Origin of the sequence: Rhizobacter sp. OV335 (assembly GCF_900142965.1) — a bacterium.
Lineage (GTDB): Bacteria > Pseudomonadota > Gammaproteobacteria > Burkholderiales > Burkholderiaceae_C > Rhizobacter.
Map to the genome: position 1 here is coordinate 24,175 of NZ_FRCQ01000038.1, position 21,192 is coordinate 45,366.

The 21,192-nt window shown below is 68.0% G+C and carries 22 protein-coding genes; 8 read left to right on the forward strand and 14 right to left on the reverse strand.

Annotated features, from left to right (window positions below; genetic code table 11):
* The first annotated feature begins 46 nt into the window (after positions 1 to 46).
* The 3 genes from BUE42_RS28040 to BUE42_RS28050 are packed head-to-tail and all read left to right on the forward strand — an operon-like array spanning position 47 to position 2,545.
* Positions 47 to 1,033, forward strand: coding sequence for an XdhC family protein (locus BUE42_RS28040; RefSeq protein ID WP_073468581.1), 987 nt, complete (start codon positions 47 to 49; stop codon positions 1,031 to 1,033).
* A gap of 16 nt (positions 1,034 to 1,049) precedes the next feature.
* Positions 1,050 to 1,808, forward strand: coding sequence for a leucyl/phenylalanyl-tRNA--protein transferase (aat, locus tag BUE42_RS28045; protein WP_073468582.1), 759 nt, complete (start codon positions 1,050 to 1,052; stop codon positions 1,806 to 1,808).
* Positions 1,805 to 2,545: an arginyltransferase gene (locus tag BUE42_RS28050; protein ID WP_073468583.1), complete on the forward strand. Its 741-nt coding sequence runs from the start codon at positions 1,805 to 1,807 to the stop codon at positions 2,543 to 2,545. The genes aat and BUE42_RS28050 overlap by 4 nt, the downstream gene beginning before the upstream one ends.
* A gap of 3 nt (positions 2,546 to 2,548) precedes the next feature.
* Here BUE42_RS28050 and BUE42_RS28055 read toward each other — a convergent pair whose 3' ends face one another.
* The 4 genes from BUE42_RS28055 to xylB all read right to left on the reverse strand — a co-directional run bounded on the left by BUE42_RS28055 (position 2,549) and on the right by xylB (position 6,948).
* Positions 2,549 to 3,667 (reverse strand): NAD(P)/FAD-dependent oxidoreductase, encoded by a 1,119-nt coding sequence (locus tag BUE42_RS28055; protein ID WP_073468584.1) that lies wholly within the window; start codon positions 3,665 to 3,667, stop codon positions 2,549 to 2,551.
* 40 nt (positions 3,668 to 3,707) lie between these two features.
* The gene (locus BUE42_RS28060) at positions 3,708 to 4,001 is read right to left on the reverse strand and encodes a hypothetical protein (RefSeq protein ID WP_073468585.1); all 294 of its coding nucleotides are present in this window, start codon (positions 3,999 to 4,001) and stop codon (positions 3,708 to 3,710) included.
* 139 nt (positions 4,002 to 4,140) lie between these two features.
* Positions 4,141 to 5,454: a xylose isomerase gene (gene xylA, locus BUE42_RS28065; protein ID WP_073468586.1), complete on the reverse strand. Its 1,314-nt coding sequence runs from the start codon at positions 5,452 to 5,454 to the stop codon at positions 4,141 to 4,143.
* 21 nt (positions 5,455 to 5,475) lie between these two features.
* Positions 5,476 to 6,948 (reverse strand): xylulokinase, encoded by a 1,473-nt coding sequence (gene xylB / locus BUE42_RS28070; protein ID WP_073468587.1) that lies wholly within the window; start codon positions 6,946 to 6,948, stop codon positions 5,476 to 5,478.
* Positions 6,949 to 7,071: 123 nt separating this feature from the next.
* On the opposite strand from xylB, the gene BUE42_RS28075 reads away from it, so the two are divergent.
* Positions 7,072 to 8,175 carry an ROK family transcriptional regulator gene (locus tag BUE42_RS28075; protein WP_073468603.1) on the forward strand — a complete coding sequence of 368 codons (1,104 nt, stop codon included), beginning with the start codon at positions 7,072 to 7,074 and terminating at the stop codon, positions 8,173 to 8,175.
* A 10-nt stretch (positions 8,176 to 8,185) separates the two neighbouring features.
* Here the strand turns inward: BUE42_RS28075 and BUE42_RS28080 are convergent, their stop codons facing one another.
* The gene (locus tag BUE42_RS28080; protein WP_047506047.1) at positions 8,186 to 8,440 is read right to left on the reverse strand and encodes a hypothetical protein; all 255 of its coding nucleotides are present in this window, start codon (positions 8,438 to 8,440) and stop codon (positions 8,186 to 8,188) included.
* A 259-nt stretch (positions 8,441 to 8,699) separates the two neighbouring features.
* Here BUE42_RS28080 and pstS point away from each other — a divergent pair, with 259 nt between their 5' ends.
* Positions 8,700 to 9,761: a phosphate ABC transporter substrate-binding protein PstS gene (gene pstS, locus BUE42_RS28085; RefSeq protein ID WP_073468588.1), complete on the forward strand. Its 1,062-nt coding sequence runs from the start codon at positions 8,700 to 8,702 to the stop codon at positions 9,759 to 9,761.
* Positions 9,762 to 10,409: 648 nt separating this feature from the next.
* On the opposite strand, the gene ppk2 is transcribed toward pstS, so the two are convergent.
* Positions 10,410 to 11,306 (reverse strand): polyphosphate kinase 2, encoded by an 897-nt coding sequence (gene ppk2 / locus BUE42_RS28090; RefSeq protein ID WP_073468589.1) that lies wholly within the window; start codon positions 11,304 to 11,306, stop codon positions 10,410 to 10,412.
* 85 nt (positions 11,307 to 11,391) lie between these two features.
* Between ppk2 and BUE42_RS28095 the strand changes: the two genes are divergently transcribed.
* From BUE42_RS28095 to BUE42_RS28105, 3 genes are all read left to right on the forward strand, one after another.
* Entirely contained in the window at positions 11,392 to 12,999 is a 1,608-nt protein-coding gene (locus BUE42_RS28095; protein WP_073468590.1) for an inorganic phosphate transporter, read from the forward strand.
* Positions 13,000 to 13,170: 171 nt separating this feature from the next.
* Entirely contained in the window at positions 13,171 to 13,824 is a 654-nt protein-coding gene (locus tag BUE42_RS28100; protein WP_200799049.1) for a response regulator transcription factor, read from the forward strand.
* Entirely contained in the window at positions 13,821 to 15,620 is a 1,800-nt protein-coding gene (locus tag BUE42_RS28105) for a hybrid sensor histidine kinase/response regulator (RefSeq protein ID WP_143171809.1), read from the forward strand. The genes BUE42_RS28100 and BUE42_RS28105 overlap by 4 nt, the downstream gene beginning before the upstream one ends.
* 34 nt (positions 15,621 to 15,654) lie before the next feature.
* Here the strand turns inward: BUE42_RS28105 and BUE42_RS28110 are convergent, their stop codons facing one another.
* The 8 genes from BUE42_RS28110 to BUE42_RS28145 form a co-directional block, all read right to left on the reverse strand.
* The gene (locus BUE42_RS28110; protein WP_073468591.1) at positions 15,655 to 15,999 is read right to left on the reverse strand and encodes a hypothetical protein; all 345 of its coding nucleotides are present in this window, start codon (positions 15,997 to 15,999) and stop codon (positions 15,655 to 15,657) included.
* Entirely contained in the window at positions 15,992 to 16,429 is a 438-nt protein-coding gene (locus tag BUE42_RS28115; RefSeq protein ID WP_143171810.1) for a hypothetical protein, read from the reverse strand. Before BUE42_RS28115 ends, BUE42_RS28110 begins: the two co-directional genes overlap by 8 nt.
* Entirely contained in the window at positions 16,426 to 16,893 is a 468-nt protein-coding gene (locus tag BUE42_RS28120; RefSeq protein WP_143171811.1) for a hypothetical protein, read from the reverse strand. The genes BUE42_RS28115 and BUE42_RS28120 overlap by 4 nt, the downstream gene beginning before the upstream one ends.
* 10 nt (positions 16,894 to 16,903) lie before the next feature.
* Positions 16,904 to 17,122 (reverse strand): hypothetical protein, encoded by a 219-nt coding sequence (locus BUE42_RS32740; RefSeq protein WP_143171812.1) that lies wholly within the window; start codon positions 17,120 to 17,122, stop codon positions 16,904 to 16,906.
* 64 nt (positions 17,123 to 17,186) lie between these two features.
* On the reverse strand, positions 17,187 to 17,390 hold the full coding sequence (locus tag BUE42_RS28130; protein WP_073468594.1) for a hypothetical protein: 204 nt from the start codon (positions 17,388 to 17,390) through the stop codon (positions 17,187 to 17,189).
* 10 nt (positions 17,391 to 17,400) lie between these two features.
* Positions 17,401 to 19,515, reverse strand: a complete 2,115-nt coding sequence (locus tag BUE42_RS28135) for an RHS repeat domain-containing protein (RefSeq protein WP_073468595.1) — start codon at positions 19,513 to 19,515, stop codon at positions 17,401 to 17,403.
* Between the two features lie 8 nt (positions 19,516 to 19,523).
* The gene (locus BUE42_RS28140) at positions 19,524 to 20,156 is read right to left on the reverse strand and encodes an RHS repeat protein (protein ID WP_073468596.1); all 633 of its coding nucleotides are present in this window, start codon (positions 20,154 to 20,156) and stop codon (positions 19,524 to 19,526) included.
* Positions 20,157 to 20,312: 156 nt separating this feature from the next.
* Positions 20,313 to 21,152, reverse strand: a complete 840-nt coding sequence (locus BUE42_RS28145) for a hypothetical protein (RefSeq protein WP_073468597.1) — start codon at positions 21,150 to 21,152, stop codon at positions 20,313 to 20,315.
* Positions 21,153 to 21,192: the final 40 nt, after the last annotated feature.

Genomic DNA, 21,192 nt, shown 5'->3' on the forward strand with positions numbered 1-21,192 from the left:
TCGGCCCCGCGATAGGATCCACGCCTTCTCCCGTACCCACACCGCGATGGACAGCCTCGACCTGCAAGTCCTCACCCAGGCCCGCCAGTGGCGCGCCGACGGCCACGCCGTCTGGCTCGTCACCGTGCTCGAGACCTGGGGCTCGGCGCCGCGCCCGCCCGGCGCGCTGCTCGCGATGCGCGACGACGGGCTGGTCGTCGGCTCGGTCTCCGGCGGCTGCGTCGAAGACGACCTGATCGAGCGCGTGCGCACCGGCGAGCGCGTCGCCCGGCCGCAACTCATCACCTATGGCGTCACGAAGGAAGAAGCGGCCCGCTTCGGCCTGCCCTGCGGCGGCAACCTGCGGCTGGTGCAGGAGCCGCTGCAGGACACCGCCTGGGTCGACGAGATCCTGACGCGCACGCAGCGGCATGAGCTCGTCGCCCGCCTGCTCGACCTCGACACCGGTGCCGTGCAGATCGAGGCCGCTTCCCGCGGTGACGGCTTCGCGTTCGACGGCCGCCGGCTGCGCGCGCTGTTCGGCCCGCGCTGGCGGCTGCTGGTGATCGGCGCCGGGCAACTCTCGCGCGTGCTGGCGCAGATGGCGCTGGCGCTCGATTTCGAAGTCACCTGCTGCGACCCGCGCGAGGAATACCACCTCACCTGGGACGTGCCCGGCACGCAGTTCAGCAAGGCGATGCCCGACGACCTCGCGCTCGAGATGCAGCTCGACCCGCACAGCGCCGTGGTGGCCGTCACGCACGACCCCAAGCTTGACGACATGGTGCTGCTCGAAGCGCTCAAATCGCCCGCGTTCTACGTCGGCGCGCTCGGTTCGCGCAGCAACACCGCGAAACGCCGCGAGCGGCTCGCGATGTTCGACCTGTCGCCCGCCGAGATCGACCGCCTGCATGGCCCGATCGGGCTGAACCTGGGCGGCAATTCGCCGGCCGAGATCGCGGTGTCGATCCTGGCCGAGATCATCGCGGTGCGGCATGGCGTGGGCGTGACCCAGAAGAAGCCGGTAGCCGCCAGCGCCACGCTGCCCGCCTGACCGGAGCGCTGCCGCCTTGATCCCCTGGCTGCGCGACGCCCGCACCCCGCTGCCCGACACGCGCCTGGCCCTGCCTGCCGGCTCGGACGCCCCGGGCCTGCTCGCGGCGGGCGGCGAGCTGACGCCCGAGCGGCTCACCGAGGCCTACAGCCACGGCATCTTCCCGTGGTACAGCGAAGGCCAGCCGGTGCTGTGGTGGTCGCCCGATCCGCGCATGGTGCTGCCGGTCGACGAGTTCAAGCTGTCGCGCTCGCTGCGCCAGACGCTTCGCCGCTTCGCGCGCGACCCGGCCTGCGAGCTGCGCATCGACAGCGACTTCGCCGCGGTGATCGGCGCCTGCGCCGGCACGCCGCGCGAGGGCCAGGACGGCACCTGGATCCTGCCGGAGATGGTGCAGGCCTACCGCCGCTGGCATGCGCTCGGCACGGTGCACAGCGTCGAGACCTGGATCCACGGGCGGCTCGTCGGCGGCCTGTACGGCGTGTGCCTCGGGCGCATGTTCTTCGGCGAATCGATGTTCTCGCACGTCACCGACGCGTCGAAGATCGCGGTGGCAGGGCTGGTCGCGTTCTGCCGGGCCCACGGCATCACGCTGATCGACTGCCAGCAGCGCACCGGGCACCTCGCATCGCTCGGGGCGCGCGAGATTCCGCGCGAACAATTCGAAACCGGTTTGCCCCCCAGACTCAGGGAGCCCCCGGTGCGCGAATGGTCCTATGATCGTTCGATGTGGGCGCTGCTGGATCCTGGCGCCCCCGTGCAGGACCGTCCGTGACCCATCCGAAAGAGCTACCGCTCGCCTCGCTGCAGTTCTATGCCACCGCGCCGTACCCGTGCAGCTACCTGGGCGGACGGATGGCGCGTTCGCAGGTCGCGACCCCCAGCCACCTGATCCACGCCGATGCCTACTCCGGCCTGGTGGCCAACGGCTTCCGGCGCAGCGGCATGTTCACCTACCGGCCGTTCTGCGACGGCTGCCGCGCCTGCGTGCCGCTGCGGGTGCCGGTGGCCGGCTTCGAGCCGACGCGCAGCCAGCGCCGCGCGTGGAAGCAGCACCAGGGGCTGCAGGCCCGCGTGCTGCGGCTGTGCTTCGTGCCGGAGCACTACCAGCTCTACCTGCGCTACCAGGCCGGCCGCCACAGCGGCGGCGGCATGGACAACGACAGCATCGACCAGTACACCCAGTTCCTGCTGCAAAGCCGCGTCAACTCGCGCCTGGTCGAGTTCCGCGAGCCGTCGGAAGACGGGCTGGGCGCGCTGAAGATGGTGTCGATCCTCGACATCCTGAACGACGGGCTGTCGGCGGTGTACACCTTCTACGAGCCCGAGCCGCGCACCAGCTACGGCATCTACAACGTGATGTGGCAGATCGAGCAGACGAGGCTCTTGAAGCTGCGCCACGTCTACCTCGGCTACTGGATCGGCGAGAGCGACAAGATGGCCTACAAGGCCGACTTCCGGCCGCACGAGGTGCTGGTCGACGGCGAGTGGCGCGACGCGCCCCGCGAGTGACGCTCAGGCGCCCAGGCGGCTGAGCACCTCGTCGGCCAGCGCGAGGCTGGCCGTCAGCCCCGGCGATTCGATCCCGAACAGGTTCACCAGCCCCGGCACGCCATGCTCGGCCGGGCCGTCGATGCGGAAATCAGCGGCCGGCTCGCCCGGGCCGACGAGCTTCGGCCGCACGCCGCTGTAGGCCGGCTGCAGCGCGCCGTCGGGCAGCGCCGGCCAGTAGCGGCGCACTTCGGCGTAGAAGGCGTCGGCGCGCGAGGGGTCCACCGTGTAGTCGATCGGGTCTTGCGTGTCGTCAGCCAGCCAGTGCACGTCCGGGCCGAAACGCGCTTGCCCGCCCAGGTCCAGCGTCAGGTGCACGCCCAGGCCGGCGCGCTGCGGCAACGGGTAGATCAGGCGCGAGAACGGCGCGCGGCCGGCCAGCGAGAAATAGTTGCCCTTGCAGAAGCGGCCCGTCGGTCGGGCGGATGACGGCAGGCCGGCGGTCGACTGCGCGAGTGCAGGTGCCCACAGCCCTGTGGCGTTGACGACGATGCGGGCCGCCAACGCCATCGGCTGATCGCCACCGACCTCGATGACGTGCTCGCCTGGAAATGCGCGCACCGCCTGCGCCGGCGAGGCCAGCGCCACCATGCCGCCGTGCCGCTCCAGGTCGCCCTGCAGCGCCAGCATCAGCCCGTGGCTGTCGATGAGGCCGGTCGACGGCGACCACAGCGCCGCCAGGCAGGTGAGCGCCGGCTCCATCGCCCGCGCCTGCGCCGCATCGAGCAGCACGAGGTCGTCGACGCCGTTCGCCGCGGCCTGCGCCTGCAAGGCCTGCAGCCCGGGCAGTTGCTCCGCGTCGGTCGCCACCAGCAGCTTGCCGCAGCGGCGGTGCGCCACGCCGTGCGATTCGCAGAACGCGTAGAGCTGACGCTTGCCGTTGACGCACAACCGCGCCTTCAGCGAGCCCGCCGGGTAGTAGAGCCCCGCGTGGATCACCTCGCTGTTGCGCGAGCTGATGCCGGTGCCGATGGCGATCTCGCGTTCGAGCACCAGCGTCTCGAGCCCCCGCATCGCGAGCGCACGCGCCACCGCCAGCCCGACGACCCCGGCCCCCACCACGACTGCTTCGACACGGTCCATGCGGCATTGTCGCCAGACCGTGGCAATGCCGCGGTGAAGCTCAGTGCGGACCGCGCGCCGGCGTCACGTCCACCAGGTGGCGCAGCTGCCGCTGCAAACGGATCTCGCCCGGCCGCTGCAGTTCGTCGCACAGGTCTTCCAGCTGCGACTTCAGCCGGCCGAAGGCCTGCGGCGCCATCAGGCACTGCAGCCCGTGCGGGCACTCCAGGCCGTCGGTGAGGCAGTCGGCCTTGTCGGCGCAGCCCAGCCGCTCGTCGGCGATGAAGCGGCGGATCAGTGCCATCGCGCCGTCGACATCGCTGGCCAGCACCGCGTGCCGCAGTTGCAGGGCCATCTCGAGCCCACTGAAAACAGCGGAGTCGTCCGTGCTTGCGACGGTCGTTGCCATTGATGCACTCATGCGCGCTCCAGGTCGGAAACACGCTGAGTGGCAGGTCGGGGCGTTCCAGTTCCCTGGCCCGCCCCCCGAAGGATCAGACGTAGCGGTTCAGCAGGTTCTCCATCGCCTCCTGGCGGCCGGACTTCGGCTGCACGTCGGTGTTGCGGTCCAGCACGCGCTGGGCCACCGCGTCCAGCGTCAGCTCGCCCTTGATCACCTGCTGGCCGAACGCACCGCGCCAGCCGGCGTAGCGCTGCTGCACCGCCGATTCGAGCCGGCCTTCCTGGATCATCCGCTCGGCTGCCAGCAGCGCGCGGGCGCACAGGTCCATCGCACCGACGTGGCCGTGGAACAGGTCTTCGGCATCGATCGACTGGCGCCGCACCTTGGCGTCGAAGTTCAGGCCGCCGCTGGTGAAGCCGCCGGCGCGCTGGATGTGGAACATCGCGAGCGCCATCTCCGGCAGGTTGTTCGGGAACTGGTCGGTGTCCCAGCCGCACTGCATGTCGCCGCGGTTCATGTCGACCGAACCGAAGATGCCGAGCGCCGCCGCGGTGGCGATCTCGTGCTCGAAGCTGTGGCCCGACAGCGTGGCGTGGTTGGCCTCGATGTTGACCTTCACGTCGTTCTCGAGGCCATAGGTCTTCAGGAAGCCGTAGACGGTGGCGACGTCGAAGTCGTACTGGTGCTTGGTCGGCTCGCGCGGCTTCGGCTCGATCAGGATCGGGCCCTTCAGCCCGATCTTGTGCTTGTGGTCGACCGCCATCGCGAGCAGCCGGCCCATCTGCTGCAGCTCCGATTTCAGGTCGGTGTTCAGCAAGGTCTCGTAGCCCTCGCGGCCGCCCCACATCACGTAGTTGGCACCGCCCAGCCGCACGGTGGCGTCCATCGCCTCCTTGACCTGCAGCGCCGCCATCGCGAACACCTCGGGGTCGGGGTTGGTCGCCGCGCCCGACATGAAGCGCCGGTGCGAGAACAGGTTGGCCGTGCCCCACAGCAGCTTCACGCCGGTGGCCTGCTGCTTCTCGCCGAGCAGGTCGACGGTGCGGCGCAGCCATTCGACGCTTTCACGCGGCGTGCTGCCTTCGGCGACCACGTCGCGGTCGTGGAAGCAGTAGTACGGGATGCCGAGCTTGCTGAAGAAATCGAACGCGACGTCGGCCTTCACGCGCGCCTGCTCGAGCGGATCGGCGATCTGGTGCCACGGGCGTTGGAAGCTGTCGCCACCGAACGGATCGCGGCCGTCCCACACGAAGCTGTGCCAGTAGCAGGCAGCGAAGCGCAGCTGCTCTTCCATCCGCTTGCCGAGCACGACGCGGTCCTTGTCGTACCAATGGAAGGCGAGCGGGTTGTCGCTCTCCGGGCCTTCGTACTTGATCGGCGCGATGCCTTTGAAGAATTCGGTCATGGCTATGTCTCCTGGTGAGGGTCAGGCTGCGGCAAAGGCGGCACGCAGCGTCGGGTACAGCGTCTTGAAACGGTCGTGGCGGGCCAGCAGCGCATCGCGGCGCGCGGCGGGCTCGGGCAGGTATTCGGTGTTCAGCTCGGGCGCGAGGCACACGTCGGCTTCGCTGCCGCCGGTGGCCAGCCACGCGAGGCGTGCAGCGCCCAGCGCGCCGCCGGCCTCGCCGCCGTGCACGGTGCGCACCGGCACGCCGTACAGCGTGGCGAACAGCTGCGCCCACAGCGGGCTGCGCGAGCCGCCGCCGACGATCGTCAGCGGGCCCACTTCGGTGCCGGCCGCCTGCAGCGCATGCAGCCCGTCGAGCATGCCGAAGGCCACGCCTTCGAGCACCGACCAGCCGAGGTGCGCCGGCGTCGTGTCGTGCGACAGGCCAAAGAACACGCCGCGCGCCTTCGCGTCGTTGTGCGGCGTGCGCTCGCCGCCGAGGTAGGGCAGGAACAGCGGCGCGGCGGCCTGGCCGGCCGCGTCGAGCGCGCCGACATCCTTCAGCAGCGCGCCCTCATCGGCCGCGCCGACCAGCTGGGTGACCCAGCTCAGGCAGCTGGCGGCCGACAGCATCACGCTCATCTGGTGCCAGCGGTTCGGCACCGCATGGCAGAACGCATGCACGGCGGAGGCCGGGTTCGCGCGGAAGCGATCGGTCACGACGAACAGCACGCCGCTGGTGCCGAGCGAGATGAAGCCCTCGCCCGGCCGCACCGCGCCTATGCCGACCGCGCTGGCCGCGTTGTCGCCGCCCCCGCCGGCCACCGGAATGCCGCGCGGCAGGCCCCAGGCATCGGCGAGCGTGTCGCGCAACTGCCCCGACACCGCACTGCCCTCGACGAGCCGCGGCATGCGCTGCTCGCTCAGGTTGCTGACCGCCAGCAGCTCGCGCGACCAACGGCGCTGCGCCACGTCGAGCCACAGCGTGCCGGCCGCGTCCGACATCTCGCTGACCTTCTCGCCGGTGAGCTTCAGGCGCAGCCAGTCCTTGGGCAGCAGCACGCAGCGCGTGCGCTCGAACAGCGTGGGTTCATGGCGCTGCACCCACAGCAGCTTGGGCGACGTGAAGCCGGGCATCGCGAGGTTGCCGGCGATCTCGGGCAGCGCCGGCAGGCGGCGCTGCAGCTCCAGGCATTCGGCCGCGGAGCGCACGTCGTTCCACAGGATGGCCGGGCGCAGCACTTCGTCGTCGGCATCGAGCAGCGTCGCGCCGTGCATCTGGCCCGACAGGCCGATGCCGCGCACCCGCGCGAACTCGGCCGGCGCCTGCGCGCGCAGCGCGGCCACCGCGGTTTCGGTGGCGGCCCACCAGTGCGCCGGGTCCTGCTCGGACCAACCCGGCTGCGGACGCGACACCGTGAGCCGCGCACCGGCGGTGGCGATGATGCGGTGGTCGTCCTGCAGCAGCAGGACCTTGACTTCCGAGGTGCCGAGGTCGATTCCGAGGTACATGGCAAGCGGCGGCGCAAAGCCGTGAGGAGCAACGCCCGCCACTTTAGTTCATCGGACAAACAAAATACACCACTCGCTTTCCCGAAGGCGGATCGGGGCGGGTCGGTGGCGACAATGCGCCGCATGACACTCACCGGCGACCAGCACCTTGTCAAACGCATCAACCGCATGGCGCTGGTGCGCCTGCTGCGCGAGGAGCCCGGGCTGTCGCGGGCCGATCTGTCCACGCACAGCGGGCTGACCAAGTCGACCATCAGCATCCTCGCGAAGGAGTTGATCGACGAGGGCTGGCTGCTGGAAGAAGAAGCCCAGCACACCGGCAGCCTGGGGCGGCGGCCGAAGCCGCTGCGGCTGAACAGCCAGCGGCTGGCGCTGATCGGTGCCGAGCTCGGCATCGACGCGATCCAGACCGCCGCCGTCACGATCAATGGCGAGGTGATCGAGTCGCAGCGCACGCCGCTGCGCTCGCTCGAGCCGCAGCAGGCCTGCCATCAGCTGATAGCGCAGGTGCTGTCGCTCGCGGCCGAGGTCAAGGAGCGCCACTACCGGCTGATGGGCATCGGCGTCGGGCTGCCCGGCGCGGTGGACGAGCGGGCCGGCGTGCTGAAGTTCGCGCCCAACATCGGCTGGCGCGACGTGGAGCTGGGCAAGCGGCTGTCGGGCGAGGCGGCGGCCGCGGGCCTGGACGTGCCGATCTACTACCAGAACGAGGCCGACCTGGCGGCGATCGGCGAGTTCGAATTCGGCGAGGGGCCGGCCGACGATCCGCTGATCTTCCTGAGCTGCGGCATCGGCGTTGGCGCGGGGATCGTGCTGAACGACCGGCTGTTCAGCGGCGCGAGCGGGCTGGCCGGCGAGATCGGGCACACCATCCTGCAGATGGGCGGGCCGATGTGTTCCTGCGGGCGGCGCGGCTGCGCCGAGGCCTTGATCGGGGCGCGGCACATCGCGACGCCCGAGGATGCGGCGCGCGCCGGGGCCTACCTCGGCGTGCTGATCCAGAACGTGTGGATGACCTTCAACCCGACGGTGATCGTGCTCGGCGGCGAGACGGTCGAACGCGGTGCCGAGTTCCTCGACCCGGCGCTGTCGGCGGTGCAGCAGTTCGCGGCGGAAGCGGGGATCGCGCCGCCGCAGATCCGCATCGCGCGGTATGGGTCACTGGCGACGGCCGTGGGCGGCGCCGCGTATGTCTTGCACTGCATGCTCAGGCCGATCTACGGCTGAGCGCAGACGCTCAAGCGTGCAGCTTGTCCCAATAGGACGCTGCCTTGCCGACCCAGCTGCAGTAGTGCGGGTCGTTCAGCGCATAGAACGGAATCCCGCGCGAGACGAATTTCTCGACCTCGTTGCCCAGCGAACGGTCGCCGGCCGGCAGCCGCTCGACCTCGACCTCCAGCGCGTGCAGTGCGATCGCGCGCTGCATCGGGTTCGGTGCCATCAGGTGGCGGCGCAGGGTCTGCGAGTCGACGACAGAGGTTTCGAGGTCCATTCAAGGCTCCAACAACATTCGGAAGAGGTTCGTGCAAGTTCGGCCGTTTTGCAGCCGGCTTGAGGAACCCCATGTGCTCAAGTGCGCAGAAGTCTTCCATGCGCGCCTGTTACGTGACCGTGTTGCGGGTAACAGCGTGTTGAAGTGCGCGCGGGTGCGACGCAGTTCACGCTCGGGCATCCCCCACATTGGGGATGGGCGCGCTGTCACGCGTTCGATGTATCGTCGCGCCCTCGCAGTAACCAACGGCTTTTCCGAAGTGACCACCATCCGCCTTCGCCATGCCGCCCTCGCCGGCCTGATCTCCCTCCTCGCCTTCGCCACCACGAACGCGTTCGCGCAGGTGCGCGGCATCGGCGCTTCGTTCCCGTCGAAGGTCTACGAGCGCTGGGCCAAGACGTATGAGCAGCAGAACGCCGGTGCCGCCGTGAGCTACAAGGCGACCGGCTCGGGCGACGGCGTCAAGCAGATCAGCGCGCACGCGGTCGACTTCGGCGGCAGCGACACGCCCTTGCCTGCCGACGAGCTGACCAAGCGCAAGCTGGTGCAGGTGCCGATGCTGATCGGCGGCATCGTGCCGGTGGTGAAGCTGCCGGGCATCGGCGCGAACCGGCTGCAGTTGTCCGGCGAGCTGCTGGCCGACATCATGGCCGCGCGCATCGCGAAGTGGAACGATGCGCGCATCGCGGCGCAGAACCCGGGCATTGCGTTGCCGGCGCTGCGCATCCAGCGCATCGTGCGCGCGGACCGCTCGGGCACCACCGAGGGCTTCACGCGCTACCTGTCGGAGGTGTCACCCGCCTTCAAGACCGAGATCGGCGCGAGCCAGGCGCCGAAGTGGCCGGGCCAGGTCACCACGGCCGAGGGCAACGACGGCATGGTGAAGGCGCTCGACGGTGCCGAGGGTGGCATCGCCTACGTCAGCTACGACCGCGTCGTGAAGGACGAGCTCGCGGCGGTGCGGCTGGTCAACGGCTCGGGCGTCGCGGTGGCCGCGTCGGAAGCGGGCTTTCGCGCGGCGATCCTCGACAGCGATGTCTCGCGCAGCGGCAACGACCTCGCGTCGCTGATGAACCGGCCGGCCAGCGGCGCGTGGCCGATCACGCAGACCAGCTTCGTGCTGTTCGACGCCGAACCGGCCGATGCCGACCGCGCCGCGCAAGGCATGCGCTTCCTCTACTGGTGCCTGATGCATGGCGACGACCTGACACGCGGCACCGGCTTCGCGCCGCTGCCGGTGAACCTGCAGGCCCGGTTGACGGCGCGCTTCGCCGGTGTTCGAGCGAAGGATGGCCGTGCGCCGCAGTACATGAATTTCTAGTCGCGTCGCGTCGCGTTGCGTTGCGCGTCGCGCGGGGGGTGAGGGGATGGGCTGGCGGCTCATGCCGGGGCGGTCGGCCCGGGGGCCGACTCCACGAAGAAGCTCGGCTTTGGGGATGCATCGGCAAACTCCCTCCACTCACTTCGTTCGTTGTGGTCAAACAGTGCCGATGAGTAAGTCCACGAAGCGCGCTGGCGCACACCACCCCCAAAGCCGATCTTCTCCGTCGCCCCAGAAATCGCCCCCAGCCCATCCCCTCACCCCCCGCGCGAAACACCAGCGCTCTTGTTGGGGGGAAAAGATTGAAGTGACCGACGAACGGGCGGGCGCTCGCATGCTTGTCGATCACTTCAGTCTTTTCCCCCAAACACAGGGGGGCGGTGCCCAAAGGCGCGTGGGGGGAGGCCGTGGAGCGCCAATCAGGGCGGGTCGCCGGAGCTGGCTGATTTCATGGCCCGCGTGCGCAGCACGCTTCGTGAACTGACTGTCGCCGACTGTTTGACCACAACGAACGAAGTGAGTGGCGGGAGTTTCGGCGACGGGCCATGAAATCAGACAGCGGAGGGAAGTCCTCGCCCCCGCCAGGGGCGAGGACCGACCCGACCGGCGCGCCACGGCCTCCCCCCACGCGCCTTTGCGACGCAGAGCTCAGTACACCTCCGGCACGATCATCTCGTCAGGCACCGGCTGCCGGAAGTAATCGTCGTGCCGCACCCGCTGCGGCAACTCGATCGGCGCATGCGCCACCTCGCCATACGGCAGTTGCCCCAGCAGATGCGCGATGCAATTGAGCCGCGCCTTCTTCTTGTCGACCGCCTGCACCACCCACCACGGCGCCTCGGGAATGTGCGTGCGCTCCAGCATGATCTCCTTGGCCTTGGTGTAGTCCTCCCAGCGGCGGCGCGACTCCAGGTCCATCGGGCTCAGCTTCCACTGCTTCAGCGGATCATGGATGCGGCCCAGGAAGCGCAGGTGCTGCTCCTCGTCGGTGATCGAGAACCAGTACTTCAGCAGCACGATGCCCGAACGCACCAGCATCTTCTCGAACTCGGGCACGGTGCGGAAGAACTCCTCGTACTCGTCGTCGCTGCAGAAGCCCATCACCCGCTCGACGCCGGCGCGGTTGTACCAGCTGCGGTCGAACAGCACGATCTCGCCGGCCGCCGGCAGGTGCGTCGCATAGCGCTGGAAATACCACTGCGTGCGCTCGCGGTCGTTCGGGGCCGGCAGCGCCGCGACGCGGCACACCCGCGGGTTCAGCCGCTGCGTGATGCGCTTGATCACGCCACCCTTGCCGGCCGCATCGCGCCCCTCGAACAGGATCACCACCTTCTGGCGCGTGCCGACCACCCAATCCTGCAGCTTCACCAGCTCGCCCTGCAGCCGGAACAGCTCGCGGAAGTAGCTGCGGCGCGCTTCACGATCGGACGGCGTGCCGTCGGGGTCGCGGTCCTCGATCTCCAGCTCGAGCTCCTCGTCGTAGCTGTCCATCAGGTCGCGGTGGATGCGCTGCATCCACTCGTCTTGCTCGGGGTTCACGCTCATGGTGTGTACGGTGCAACACCCACATGACGGGGGCGTGACAGAAAACCGTCACGCGGCTGTCACGGTGCAGTCGGACGATCCCGCCATGAACACCACCACCGCCGGATCTCTGCCGCCGTCGCCATCACGCCCCTCGCTGGACCGCAAGCCCGGCCCGCTGACGGCGATCCTGTTCATCGGCCTGCTCGCCGCCGGCCTGCTGTTCACCGGCTACAGCCTGGTCGGCGACATCAGCGAGGCCGGCGCGATCGTCACCACCTGGCTGCCCTTCCTGCTGCTGGGCGTGGCGCTGCTGATCGCGCTCGGCTTCGAGTTCGTCAACGGCTTCCACGACACCGCGAACGCGGTCGCGACCGTCATCTACACCCACTCGATGCCGCCGAACATCGCGGTGATCTGGTCCGGCTTCTTCAACTTCCTCGGCGTGCTGGTGTCCAGCGGCGCCGTCGCCTTCGGCATCATCTCGCTGCTGCCGGTCGAGCTGATCCTGCAGGTCGGCTCGGGCGCCGGCTTCGCGATGGTGTTCGCGCTGCTGATCGCCGCGATCGTCTGGAACCTCGGCACCTGGTGGCTCGGCCTGCCGGCCTCGTCGTCGCACACGCTGATCGGCTCGATCATCGGCGTGGGCATCGCCAACGCGCTGATGCACGGCCGCGACGGCACCAGCGGCGTCGACTGGGCACAGGCCACCAAGGTCGGCTACTCGCTGCTGTTGTCGCCGCTGGTGGGCTTCGGCTGCGCGGCGCTGCTGCTGCTCGCGCTGCGCGCCTTCGTGAAGAACCGCGCGCTCTACGAAGAGCCAAAAGGCAACAAGCCGCCGCCGTGGTGGATCCGCAGCCTGCTGGTGCTGACCTGCACCGGCGTGTCGTTCGCGCACGGCTCGAACGACGGCCAGAAGGGCATGGGGCTGATCATGCTGATCCTGGTCGGCACGGTGCCGATGGCCTATGCGCTGAACCGCGCGATGCCGGTCGACCAGGTCACCCAGTTCGTCGCGATGGCGCAGGCCACGCAAAGCTCGCTGGTGCGAGGCCATGCGGTTGCCACGCCGGCCGATCCGCGCAAGGTGCTGTCCGACTACGTGCGCACCAAGGCGCTGACGCCTGAGGTCGTACCGGCCCTCGCCGAGATGGCCGGCAGCATCGGCCGCCAAGTCAAGCAGCACGGCTCGCTGGCGCGCGTGCCTGCCGAGGTGGTCGCGAATGTGCGTAACGATATGTACATCGCATCGGAGGCGATCCGCTTCCTCGACAAGGCCGACGGCACCGGTTTCGACGCCGATGCGCGCGCCAACCTGAAGGCCTTCAAGAAGCAGATCGACGACGCGACCAAGTTCATCCCGTTGTGGGTCAAGGTGGCGGTCGCGATCGCGCTCGGCCTGGGCACGATGGTCGGCTGGAAGCGCATCGTGGTCACCGTCGGCGAGAAGATCGGCAAGACCCATCTCACCTATGCGCAAGGGGCGTCGGCCGAGCTGGTGGCGATGCTCACGATCGGCGCGGCCGACGTGTACGGCCTGCCGGTCTCGACCACGCACGTGCTGTCGTCGGGCGTGGCCGGCACGATGGCGGCCAACCGCTCGGGCCTGCAGATGTCGACCATCCGCAACCTGCTGATGGCCTGGGTGCTGACGCTGCCGGCGGCGATCCTGCTGTCCGGCTCGCTGTACTGGCTGTTCACGCATCTCTTCTGACACGCGTTCCGACACGCACACACCCCTTCGGGCGACCCGGCGAAGGGCGGATTCGCCCAAACGGGTGGTTTGCCTCGCGCACGCTCAGCGCATACGATGCGCGCTTGCTTGAGCGTCGATGAGGCATCCCCTGCGATGAATTCTGTTCTGCACCCTGGCGCTGAATCCACCGTGCCTGCCGTGTCCACCCACCCGAAGATCCTGATCGTCGACGATCACGCGCTGCTGCGCGTGGGCATCGTCACCAGCCTGTCGGCCATCGAAGGCACGCCGCTCGAGCTGCTCGAGGCGAGCACGCTGCACGACGCGATCGAGACCTACCGCGCCCACCCCGACACCACGCTGGTGCTGCTCGACCTGAACATGCCCGACTGCAAGGGGCTGCAGGGCCTGAAGCAATTCCTCGAGGTCTATCCGCAGGCGCGCGTCGCGGTCATCAGCGGCACGCAGGATGAGTTCGTGATCGGCCAGGTGCGCGCGCTCGGCGCGGTCGGCTACGTCACCAAGGGCCAGGCGCCCGGCTCGATGTGCGACATCGTGCTCTCGCTGCTGTCGGCCACCCCCGGCCCGGCCAACGGCCATGCCGGCCACCACGGCAACAGCGGCCGCTTCCCGCGTTTCCCGACCTCGTCCAGCTACGACCGCGTCGCCGAACTCGGCCCGCGCCACCTCGAGATCCTCGAGCTGGTGCTGTCCGGCTGCTCCAACCAGGAGATCAGCACCGCCACCGGCCTGTCGCTCGGCACCATCAAGAACTACGTGTCGACGATCCTGCTCGCGCTCGACGTCAAGTCGCGCTCGCACCTGATCAGCCTGTTCCGTTGAACGCGCGGCCGCCCGTGGTGTTCCGCATCGCGCCGTCGGCGACGCACGACGCGCATGACGAAGGCCAGGAACGCCGCCGCGAGCGCACCGGCGCCTCGCAGTTGGAGCGACTGTTCCGCCATGCCTATCGATCGATCGCGGTGTCGTTCGGCGTCGCGCTGCTCGGCTGGGGCGTCTTCGCGCTGCTGACCGACGACGCCCGCGTGCTGTGGTGGTCGGCCGCGATGCACAGCGTGCAGGGGCTGCAGCTGCTGCTGGCCTGGCGCTTCCGCCGCCAGGGCCGCGCGGCACTCGCCGAGCCGCAGCAGTGGCTGCGGCGCTACCTGGCCGTGCTGGCGCTGTCGGCGGCGGTGTGGGGCGCGTCGGCCTGGTGGCTGCTGCCGAGCACCAACTGGACGGCCACCTCATGGCTGATCGGCGTGCTGCTGGCGGTGGCCGCCGCCGGCGCGCACCTCGCGACACCGTACCGGCCGGCCATCTACTGCTGGCTGCCGCCGGTGCTGGTGCCGCTGATCGCCGTGCTGCTGCGCGAGGGCCTGCCGCTGTCGCTGACCCTCGGCTCGCTGGTGGCGGTGACGGGCCTCGCGATCGGCGTGTTCGCGCTGTCGCGCCACCGGCTGCTGATGCGCGAGCTGCAGACCAAGCTCGACAACGACGCGCTGGTGCGCGCGCTGCGCCAGCAGGTGTTCCTGGTGGAGCGGGCCAATCGCGAGAAGAGCCGCTTCCTCGCGTCGGCCAGCCACGACCTGCGGCAACCGATGCATGCGCTCGGCCTGTTCGCCGCGACGCTGCAGAAGCAGCTCGGCAGCTCGCCGCTGCAGCCGATGGTGACGAACATGATCCGCTCGATCGACGCGCTGGAGCAGAGCTTCACGTCGATGCTCGACATCTCGAAGCTCGATGCCGGCGTGATCGAGCCGAACCTGCAGTCGTTCCCGATCCGCGACCTGTTCCGGGTGCTGCACATGCACTGCAGCGGACAGGCCGAGGAACTGGGGCTGTCGCTGCGCTTCAAGCCGGGCGGCAAGATCGTCACCAGCGACCCGCATTTGCTGGAGCGCGTGCTGAGCAACCTGATCCACAACGCGATCCGCTACACCAACGAGGGCGGGCTGGTGGTGGTGGCGCGCAACCGGCGGCACCACGTGAGCATCGAGGTGTGGGACACCGGCATCGGCATGGCCGAAGACGAGCTGCCGAAGGTCTTCGACGAGTTCTACCAGGTGGGCAACCCGGGGCGCGACCGCACGCGCGGGCTGGGCATGGGCCTCGCGATCGTCAAGCGGCTGGTGGTGCTGATGGGGCACCGGCTGGAGGTGGCCTCGACGCCGGGGCGCGGCACGGTGTTCCGCATCCTGATCAAGCAGACCGAGCTGGTCGAGATGGACAACATGGTGATCGCCGCCGACACGGTGCCGGCCGAGGTCGATGCGAACCGCACGGTGCTGCTGATCGACGACGAGGAGATCATCCGCGACGGCATGCGCGAGCTGCTGCAGACCTGGGGCTACCACGTGCTGACGGCCGGCACCATCCTCGAGGCCTGCACCGAGGTGCGACGCCATGCCGGCGTGATCGACGTGGTGGTGTCCGACCTGCGGCTCGCGAACGACGAAGACGGCATCGCGGCAATCGAACGCGTGCGCGAGTTCTACGGCGCCCCACTGCCGGCGCTGCTGATCACCGGCGACACCTCGCCGGAGCAGGTGAAGCGGGTGCACGACAGCGGGCACCAGGTGCTGTTCAAGCCGGTGCGGACGCGGGAGTTGTATGCGGTGTTGAGGGCGGTGCCTTAGGCGGGCGGCGCGACCTCGGGATGGCGCTCTGGTCTCACCAACCCAGGATGTCATTCAACTCATCGCTGATTTGCGCCGCAGGTGACGCAGCGGCTCCCCCAATGTCGTACGGCTGTCCATCCGGCCAGAGCAACTGCCCCTGCAGTTTGCCAGCCAGGCACGAATCGACGAACAAGATGGCGTTCTGAATCGCGTTGAGTGGATCGATCCCATGAACCTCTGTAGGCAGCAACAACAGCCCTTCGACCGCCACCGGGCACGCCGCTTCAAGGTTTTGCTCGGTCCAGTAGGGGCGGCCCAGCTTGATCTCCGCCCGCGTCGTCTCGCCCGCAGAGGTGTCGAACAGCAGCAAGGAGCGCTGCGCGATCAGGTCAGTCATCGCGCTCTTTTTCATCGCCGTCGCTTGATGTCGTCGAGCGAGCCAGATTCTCAGTTGACCGCCTTGCGTTCTTCCTCGCCTGAATGGCCCGTGACTCCTGCAGCAGGATCGATCCGTTGGGATCGAAGGGCGAACCATCCAGCGCCTTCAACTTGCCGCCGCCTATCGACTCCAGGTTCACCAGGAAAGACTGCAGAAACTCGCGACCGGCGAGCAATGCCTCCATCTCATCGGCACCGGTGATCTCGGTCGTCAGATCGGGGTCGTCGCAGGTCAGGACCAGGCACCCCGCTTCGCCTTTTGCCTCTTCGGCTTTCGCATCGGCATACGGTGCGCTGATGGCCACATGGATCGGCATTTCATAGCCATCCGGCCCGACGAATATCAAGTCGCGGGACGCCAGGGAAACAAATCGAGCGGCTGATGTCATGGTTGGTAGAAATACGCCTCACCACCGGGCCACTGCACTGCCATCGTTTCGGGCAGAGCCTCCAACTCGGACTCCGCAAACTTCATCGCACACTGCATCGCGCTCAAGGAATCGGAACCATGGATGTCGATCGCGTCGGACATCAACCCGCGAATCAGCACCGAGCACGCGGCCTCTTCATCGGATCCCGTCGGACGTGGAAAACCAATTTCGATGCGGATGTCCTTTGGGCGAGCAGCCGATGCGGCGTCAACCAACCACAGGTCCCGTTTGATGATCGTCGCGAACATCCTGTCGGCCACAGCCTGGATGCAGTCGACACAGACAGGCTTCCTCTGCGCAGGGTAAACGCGCTGCGGCAAGAATCGGCGATCAAGCAGCCGCTCGCAGAGCGCGCAATGCCCTGCTTCTTCGGGAGACAGCTCCGATCCTGTCTTCGCACAACGGAAGGGAACGATGGTCATGGCGGGCTCATCAGTCGTCGTAGCCTTCGGGCTTGGCCGCCGGATTCTTCGCGTACAGCGGATTGAGAACATCCAACACGAGCATTCCCATCACTCGTCCGATCGCGCTTCTATAGGCAGTGAATTCAGCCTCAGGGCAGCGATCCATCGCCAAGCGGACCGATTCGTCCAAGCGATCAACGATGTCGTTCAGTTCATTGCTGAGTTGCTTGGCGATCGAAGTTTTCATGCACATCATCCTTGCCCCGAGTTGGAGTGCTCGCGAGCGCCGAGTCTCTCGAAGGCACACCGCTTCAACTTTCCAGGTCTGGAAACTGCCGATAGAGCTGCGCATTGACATGCATTTCGATCGACCCAATGGCCAGCCCGACGCCCTTCTTCACCTGCTCGAACTCGTGGGCAGGAATCTCGCCCTTGACGATGTCCAGAATCGAAGTCAATTCCTCGACCGCGGCGAGTGCTTTCTCCTTGATCCTGGCTGCTAGATCTCTGTTCATCGTCTCTCCTTCAATCGGGTAGCAAACCGGAATGCCCACTGTCAAACATACAACGGCGAAAGCAACGGCGATAGTCTGATGACTGGAGATCTCTCGGGCAAGTGTCCAGCAGATGCTTGCAATTCTCAAAGCATGCGGCGGCATCCCTTTCGTACTTGTCGCGTGGCGAATCACCATCGTCAGGTTGTGTCGGCCAACTAGGTCCGATCTTCGGCTGTATTCCCCACCAAATCGCACCGAGACGCGGACCGAGCGACGCACCGAAAAAGAAGCGTCCATCGGGATCGATGTGAATCAGCGGGTTGCCATCACCGTACGTGTACGTCGACAGACTCCCCCCCGCCAACCCGATCGGATCACTCTGCGTGTAGTCCCCGCCCTCCCTTCGGTAGTAGCGGTTCCAGTTGTAGAACAGCCCCGACTCCTCATCCGCATACTGTCCCGGGAAGCGCAGGTTGAAGGTGAAGTCGCCCAGCCCTGCCGGGTTGGTCAGCGGCGCGGTGGTGCCGAAGGGCTCGGCCATCCAGCTCCAGCGCTGGCGGCCTTCGCGGTCGACCACCACGCGCGGCGTGTTCAGGTGATCGGCGTGGATGAAGTAGGCGAGCGGTGCGCCCGTCGAGTCCGCGGGGTCCGGCACGAACACCGCGACCGGCACGTTGTCCAGCCAGACGTATTCGCGGACGGCCCGGCCTTGCCGGTCGTACTCGCCGAGCAACTGCCCCTGCAGGTCGTACACGAAGATCACCGTGCTCTGCGGCCCCGCGCTCGTGAACTTGCGGATGCGCCGCCGCTCGGTGTCGTAGCTGTAGCGCGCCGTCACCCCGCCTCGCGCGAGCACCGCCAGTTGGCCCGGCAGGTCGTAGCTCGCGGTGTAGCCCGCGCTGTCGCTGGTCGTGTTGCCCGCGTTGTCATACCCGAAGCTGCGCGCCGGGTTGGTCATCGCGGTGAGCCGGTTGCTGGTCGCCTCGGTCACGTAGGTGCTGGGTACCCCGCTCAGGCTCAGCTCGGTGCGATTGCCGTTCGGATCGTGGGCGATCGCCCAGCTGGTCGTCGCGGTGACCACGTTCGTGAGCCGGCTGTTCGCGTCGTGGCCGAAGTTCTGGTCGAGCGCCGGACGCGGCGTGCCATCCAGCGCCAGGTGCGTGAACGAAACGATCCGGTCCGCCTCGTCGTAGCGGATGTCGCGGAAGACATCACCTATCCGCAGCCGCACGATGCGGCCGTCCAGGTCGGTCACACGCTCGTGCGCCTGCGCACCGCCTGCCATCCCCCACTGCCAGCCTTCGACCGGGCCGAAAGGCTGGTACTTCACCTGGTCGAGCAGCGGCATCTCGGCGCTGCCCGCGCCCCTGGCCAGCGCGATCGACGCGATCCGCGAGCCGTTCCAGCGGATCACGAGCCGGCGGCCCGACGGGTAGGTGATGCCGGTCAGCCGCCCGAGCGTGTACTCGTAACCGACCACGGTCGTGACCGCTGCACTGTTGGCGCCGCTCGTCGGACTCACGCGCTGCGTGCCCGCGACGAGCTCGCCCCATGCGTTGTAGGCGTACTGCGTCGACCCGCCGGGAAAGATCGTCGAGGTCAGGCGCCCGATGCCAAAGCTGAAGCCCGGCCCGGTCTCGCCGTGGTTCCAGACCAGCAATGCGGAAGCCTGTCCTTCCTGGACGTACTGGATGGCGTTCAGCCTGCCCGCCTGGTCGTACGCGATTCGCGAGTTCACGCCCCGGCTGTCGATGCGCGTCGACACGCGCCCCGCCTCGTCGACGGCCAGATCGGTGATGCCGGTGTCGGGGCTGATCACCTGCATGCCGCCGCCCGCCTTCTCCGGATAGCGCGTGACCAGCCGGCGCGGGTCGGTCACCTGCGTGAGGCGGTCGCGGCCGTCATGTTCCAGCTCGGTGAGCCCACCCGCAGGATCGACATGCGCCTTGATGCGGTTGAGCGGGTCATAGGCCAGCCGCGTCTCCAGGTTCAGCGTGCCGGCACCCCGGACCACCTTCGTGACCTGTCCCTCGGCATCGTATTCATGGCGCGTCACCGACCTGGGCGAGACCGGCGGAGGCGGCAGCGTCTGCGCCTCGGCCGCCAGGCCCAGCATCGCACCGACCGCGGCGAGGTACTGCACCGGCCGCCTCATGGCGCCGTCTCCCGGCCCTCGCTCTGCTGCACCCGCCCGAGCGCGTCGACGATGCGCTCCAGCGTGCGCCGCAACGTCCCGCCCGGGTCCTGCACCTTCTCGCGGACCTTGATGCTGGCCATGTCCAGCAGGTAATCGATGCGGTGGCCCTGCTCGTCGTAGACCGCGACCTTGCGATGCGCATCGTCGTAGTCCCAGCCGACCCAGCTGCCATCGGGCAAGGTCAGCCGCTTCAGCTGGCCCGCGGCATCGTAGGTGTAGCGCGTGATGCGTCCCGCCACGTCGCGCGACAGCAATCGCTGCCGCAGGTCGTAGGTCTGCAGCGTGGGGACCCCGTTCGGATCGACGCTCTCCAGCAACTGGCCCAGGCGGTTGTAGCGCAGGTAGCGCGTGACGCGCCCGTCGCTGGTGGTCTCGCTCTGCAGGTCACCCACCATGTGATCGGCGGTCTTGTCCTCGTAGTAGGTCCACGTGGTCGTGGTGTGGTCCGGCGCCGTGGCGGTGAGCTTCTGCCCGCGCGCGTTGTAGGTCCAGCTCCAGACCTTGGCGCCGGGTGGGTCGCCTGCCATGGCGTTTACCGTCACGGCGAGCGAAGCGATGACGGCGAGCCGCCTGATGATGTCCAGCATGAGTCCCCCTGATCTGTGTTGCGCTTGACGCGCCGCAGTCTTCCGAGGGGATGTGCAGGAAATGTGGAGATCACCCTGGTGGTGGTGTGTTCGCTATGCGAGCGCGTGGTCGTGCGGCCAGCGGGATTGAAGGCGGCGCCTTGATCAGGAACGATCTCAACGCTGCAGCACGGGCTCCGGTCCGCTTTGATGGATCTGCGTCGCCACCGCGGTGATCAAGGACTCGGCGTCCTCACAAAGGCTGCCCACGTTCTTGAGCTTCTCCCACTCCTCCATCATGGCCTCCAAGGCATCGCTCAGCCCGGTCGATGGTTCAGGCGCTTCACCGAGCGACTCCAGCACCACGTAGGCAAGCTCCGATGCCCTTCTGCGATCCTGACCATGCAGCAGCATGCAATTGACGAGGATGGAAACCACCGAGATCTTGAGATCCTCAACACACAGGTAGCCCTTCAATGTCGACGGGTCGGCAACATCGCTCGCGAACTCCTTGAGTTGGCTTGAGAAGTCGGTGGCTCGGCCGTCGTCGACCGCCTGCAGAAAAATGTCTGCATTGCGGACCAGTGCAAGCACCGCCACCTTGCGCGACGACACGGACGACCAGTCCGGTGCACCGCGCCTCCCGGCGGCGGCCAGCACGTGACCCGTGAGGTCCGACCAAAGGCGCGACAACGCCTCCGTGCGCTTCTCCTTCGAACCCAGTTTGGCGATCTTGCCGGCTTGGCGGCCGAGGCTCTCCACGAGTTTCAACACGTCTTGCTGCGAGGCCACCGGCGCGGGGTAGGTGATGCGCTCGGGCGTCGGGGCAATGCTGACCCGCTTGCTGGCAGGAAGGCCCTCCTCGTGGCGGGAAGGCAGTGCGCGCTTGACACCGGTGTAGGCCCTCAGCTTCTCGGCGTTGACCCGCGGACCAATCGGGAGTCGATCCTTCTGGCGGTTGCCGGGTTGCCTGTGCAGTGCGCCGCTTCGCCCCGTCGCGCCGGTCGTGTACGTCATGAAATTCCAATCCTTCGTGTAGTGATCGCCCTCTGTAACA

Coding starts and splice junctions, on each gene's coding strand:
- BUE42_RS28040 (WP_073468581.1), top strand. CDS start 47: ATGGACAGCCTCGACCTGCAAGTCCTCACCCAGGCCCGCCAGTGGCGC.
- BUE42_RS28055 (WP_073468584.1), bottom strand. CDS start 3,667: ATGGACCGTGTCGAAGCAGTCGTGGTGGGGGCCGGGGTCGTCGGGCTG.
- BUE42_RS28060 (WP_073468585.1), bottom strand. CDS start 4,001: ATGGCCCTGCAACTGCGGCACGCGGTGCTGGCCAGCGATGTCGACGGC.
- xylA (WP_073468586.1), bottom strand. CDS start 5,454: ATGACCGAATTCTTCAAAGGCATCGCGCCGATCAAGTACGAAGGCCCG.
- xylB (WP_073468587.1), bottom strand. CDS start 6,948: ATGTACCTCGGAATCGACCTCGGCACCTCGGAAGTCAAGGTCCTGCTG.
- BUE42_RS28075 (WP_073468603.1), top strand. CDS start 7,072: ATGACACTCACCGGCGACCAGCACCTTGTCAAACGCATCAACCGCATG.
- BUE42_RS28080 (WP_047506047.1), bottom strand. CDS start 8,440: ATGGACCTCGAAACCTCTGTCGTCGACTCGCAGACCCTGCGCCGCCAC.
- ppk2 (WP_073468589.1), bottom strand. CDS start 11,306: ATGAGCGTGAACCCCGAGCAAGACGAGTGGATGCAGCGCATCCACCGC.
- BUE42_RS28095 (WP_073468590.1), top strand. CDS start 11,392: ATGAACACCACCACCGCCGGATCTCTGCCGCCGTCGCCATCACGCCCC.
- BUE42_RS28110 (WP_073468591.1), bottom strand. CDS start 15,999: ATGACTGACCTGATCGCGCAGCGCTCCTTGCTGCTGTTCGACACCTCT.
- BUE42_RS28115 (WP_143171810.1), bottom strand. CDS start 16,429: ATGACATCAGCCGCTCGATTTGTTTCCCTGGCGTCCCGCGACTTGATA.
- BUE42_RS28120 (WP_143171811.1), bottom strand. CDS start 16,893: ATGACCATCGTTCCCTTCCGTTGTGCGAAGACAGGATCGGAGCTGTCT.
- BUE42_RS32740 (WP_143171812.1), bottom strand. CDS start 17,122: ATGAAAACTTCGATCGCCAAGCAACTCAGCAATGAACTGAACGACATC.
- BUE42_RS28130 (WP_073468594.1), bottom strand. CDS start 17,390: ATGAACAGAGATCTAGCAGCCAGGATCAAGGAGAAAGCACTCGCCGCG.
- BUE42_RS28140 (WP_073468596.1), bottom strand. CDS start 20,156: ATGCTGGACATCATCAGGCGGCTCGCCGTCATCGCTTCGCTCGCCGTG.
- BUE42_RS28145 (WP_073468597.1), bottom strand. CDS start 21,152: ATGACGTACACGACCGGCGCGACGGGGCGAAGCGGCGCACTGCACAGG.